3 protein-coding genes and 1 pseudogene are annotated in these 3,567 nt (G+C 70.5%); 3 read left to right on the forward strand and 1 reads right to left on the reverse strand.

Translation table 11 applies throughout. From position 1 onward, the window contains the following. The 3 genes and pseudogenes from AC2VNT_RS07115 to AC2VNT_RS07125 all read left to right on the forward strand — a co-directional run. Nucleotides 1–695, forward strand: a pseudogene (locus tag AC2VNT_RS07115) (PQQ-dependent sugar dehydrogenase); the annotation flags it as partial. Nucleotides 696–923: 228 nt separating this feature from the next. Then, on the forward strand, nucleotides 924–2,075 hold the full coding sequence (gene gjpA / locus AC2VNT_RS07120; protein ID WP_486946182.1) for an outer membrane porin GjpA: 1,152 nt from the start codon (nucleotides 924–926) through the stop codon (nucleotides 2,073–2,075). Between the two features lie 137 nt (nucleotides 2,076–2,212). Next, entirely contained in the window at nucleotides 2,213–2,662 is a 450-nt protein-coding gene (locus AC2VNT_RS07125) for a hypothetical protein (protein WP_486946183.1), read from the forward strand. Between the two features lie 4 nt (nucleotides 2,663–2,666). On the opposite strand, the gene AC2VNT_RS07130 is transcribed toward AC2VNT_RS07125, so the two are convergent. Continuing rightward, nucleotides 2,667–3,567, reverse strand: a 901-nt coding sequence (locus AC2VNT_RS07130) for an HNH endonuclease signature motif containing protein (protein WP_486946184.1), incomplete at its 5' end; no start/stop codon positions are given.

Genomic DNA, 3,567 nt, shown 5'->3' on the forward strand with positions numbered 1-3,567 from the left:
ACATCAGCACGTCGTCCGACAACCGGGTGGTGCGGATAACCGACGGCGACGCGCCCAAGGACATCCTGACCGGAATCCCCAAGGGCGCCACCGGCAACACCGGCGCGCTGCTGTTCACCAGCCGCACCACCTTGATGGTGTTCACCGGGGACGCCGGCAACCCGGCCGCCGCGGCCGATCCGGATTCCCGGGCCGGCAAGCTGCTGCGGATCGAGCAGCCGACCACCGTCGACCAGGCGCCGCCGACCACCGCGCTGAGCGGGCTCGGCGCCGGCGGCGGCCTGTGCCGGGACCCGGTCGACGACTCGCTGTACGTCACCGACCGGGCGCCCGACGGCGACCGGCTGCAGCGGATCACCAAGGACTCGCAGGTGTCGACGGTCTGGGTCTGGCCGGACAGGCCGGGCGTGGCCGGCTGCGCGGCGCTGGACGGCACCGTGCTGGTGAACCTGGTCGACACCAAGAAGACGGTCGCGGTGCGGCTGGCGTCCGGTACCGGCTCGGTGACCGAGGATCCCGAGGTGCTGCGAGAGGACACCCACGGCCACGTCTGGGCGGTGCAGATCTCCGACGACGGCAACGTCTGGGGCGCGACGGTGAACCGGACCCTCGGTGACGCCGAGAAGCTCGACGACGTGGTCTTCCCGCTCTTCCCGCAGGGCGGCTTCCCGCGGGATCAGATAAGCGATATGTAAGTTCGGGTCGGCCGGTTCGGGGAGTTTAATCGGCCGGTTCGGCGGCTTGATCCGTCGCTGCTCAACCGGGCGTCCCACGGATCGTCCCGGCGATCCTGACTGCTCCGACCCGCTGCACGTTCTGTGCAAAACAGCGGCTTTGAATGCGTGCCTCTCAGGTTATTGTCACATATGTTGTTCTCAGGCACGCCGCCGGTTATGGCCGCGGACGGACAGGAGACGATTCAGATGACGCAGGCAGCCACCACCCGCCCCTGGATCACCGCCGGTGTCGCCGTTCTCGGTGCCGGCGCGATCGCCGTCACCCCGGTGGTGACGCCGCTGCCGGATCGGACCGAGCTCTTCGGCCTGCAGACGCGGGCGGTGCAGCTCACCGCCGGCGGCGACATCAACTTCGACGGCTGGACGCAGCTGTTCACCAACACCGAGTCCAGCCTCGGCGGACTGTTCGACCACGTCTCCGGCGCGCCGTTCCCGGCGCTGCAGCAGCTGCTGGTCAACCAGGTCGACCACATCAAGGATCTGCTCGGCGGCAACTTCTCGGACGTGGTCACCAACATCGAAGACAACGCCAAGGGTGCGTTCGCCGCGCCGTTCACGCCGTTCGAGCCGACGACCACCCCGCTGCCGGACTACATCTACCCGTCGCTGGACCCGACGCAGGGCAGCATCAGCGGCACAGGCTGCCTCTTGGTCTTTATCTGCACCCCGATCGATCTGCCGTCCACCCACGCCGACCTGTTCTCGCTGCTGGCCGGCAGCAGCGGCCTGCTCAACGACCTGGTCCCCGGCCTGGGCAGCAGCGCCGAAGGGCTGCTCGACTTCGCCGGCTCACCGATCAGCGGCGTGCTCTGGGGTGGCCTCGGCGTCGTCGCCAGCCCGCTGATCCAGGCCTACGAGGACATCCAGGCGCTGATCACCGCGGTCAGCGGCACCTCCCCCGATATCGACGCGGTCTTCACCGACCTGCTCAACGACCCGGCGAACATCCTCAACGCGTTCCTGAACGGCACCACGCTGCCGGTCGACCTGCTGACCAACTCCGGTTTCGACTCGATCGTCGGGCCGCTGCTCGAGAACCTCGGCGTGCCGTCGACCCTGGTCACCCCACTCCTCGACGTGCTGCACGTCAACGTCGACACCCCGATCGCCTTCGGCGGACTGCTCAGCCCCGGCGGGTCGCTCTTCGACGCGCTGGGCATCGACGCGACCCTGAGCGCGAACGTGGTCGCCGCATCGTTCACCGGCACGCTGGACATGCCCGCCCTGGAGGTCGGCCCGATCGGCTCGCTGATCGAACTCGGCCAGGCGATCGCCGCCGGCATCGGCTGGGACGACCTGGCCAGCCAGCCGCTCGCCGACCTGTTCGCCGGCATCTAGTAGGCGACGGTGTGCCCCCGCATCGGCGCGGGGGCACAGCACCGGCCGCGGTGACCGTCATCGCAGCCGGCGCTCTACAGGGGATGACCCTGCGGCACACGGCGACTCGTCCATGGGCTGTCGCCGGTGCCGGGCTGGTGGCCGCGGGCCTGATCGCCGCCACCCCGGCGGTGATTACCCGGTCGTCGCGAATTGCCGTGGCGATTACCGACATTCGGCTCGCACTCGCCGCCGCCGAACTCGACCTGCCGGCTCCGATCCTGCAGTGGGGGAACGTCCTGCTCACCACGGCAGAAGACGTGCGGGCGCCGTTCACCGCCTGGACTTCCGCGCCGGTCCCGATCCTGCGGCAGCTGCTGGTCAACCAGGTCGATAACGTCAAAGACCTGCGGAGCGGCCTCTCGACCGCAGCGGAGTTGGAACGTTCGCTGGCGCAGGGCAAGCCGCGGTGGTGCGTCGATGGCGTCGGCCGAACCGAGCCCGCCGGCTGCGTCGCCGTCGCGGTCCGTGGGGTTCGTGCCGGATGCTTCCCCGACCTGTTTGCCGCGTTGGCGACGACCATGACGGACCCGATCATCAGCCCCTGACCGGCTATCGTTCCGCCGGCGGGTCGGTGTCACCGCGCAGCAGCTCCTCGGGGTGATGCGCCCGGTTCACCCGCGGCGGGCCGGTGCCGTCGGTCCAACCCAGCCGGCCCTCGGCGGTGACCACCGTCTGCTGCTTCCCGCTGCCGGCATCGGAATGGTGGCCGCCGCAGGCGAAGTAGAGCTTGTCGGCGTCGGTGCGCCCGCCCTTGGCCCAGTCCGGTGCATGGTGCACCTCGCAGTGATAGCCCGGCTCCAGGCAGTTCGGCCGGGTGCAGCCCCGGTCGCGCGCGTAGCAGATCAGCCGCTGGTCGGCGGTGGCCACCCTTTTCTGCCGGCCCAGGTACAGCGGACGTTTGACGTGGTCGTCGAAGACCGCCAGATAGTGGATCCCGGTGGCGGCCATCCGGATCAGGTCGCGCATCGGCAGCCGCGAACCGCCCCCGGTGCGCGCCGGGGCAGGCATCGGGCCGCTCTGCGGGCAGGTCGCCCGGGCCGCCGCGTCGAGCTCGGCCAGGGTGGTGGTGACCACCACGGTGACCGGGTGCCCGCGGTGGCCGCCCAGGCCGCCGGAGGCGATCGCCGTAGACATGGCGAGCTTCAGGCCGTCGTGGCAGCGCTGGGCCGGGCTGCGCTCGTCGCGGCGCAGCGGGTCCTCGACGTCCGGGAGGTGCCGCCCGGGCCGCACCGCGGCGGTGATCGCCTCCAGATAGGCGCGGGCCTCGGGGTCCAGCAGCCCGGTGAGCCGGGACATCCCGTCCGGGCCCTGCCGTCCCAAGTGCAGGCCGCGGCGGCGGGCCCGGTCCTCGTCGCTGAACTGGCCGTCCGGGTTGAGGTAGTCGGCGATCCGCTGGCCCAGCTTGGTGATGACGTCGGCGTCGAGTTTGGTGGCGTGCTCGACCAGGGTG

The sequence above is a fragment of the Mycobacterium sp. TH-M15 genome (genome assembly GCF_057473705.1).

Excerpts from the sequence above, each read along its gene's own strand:
- gjpA (WP_486946182.1), top strand. The coding sequence starts at position 924 with ATGACGCAGGCAGCCACCACCCGCCCCTGGATCACCGCCGGTGTCGCC.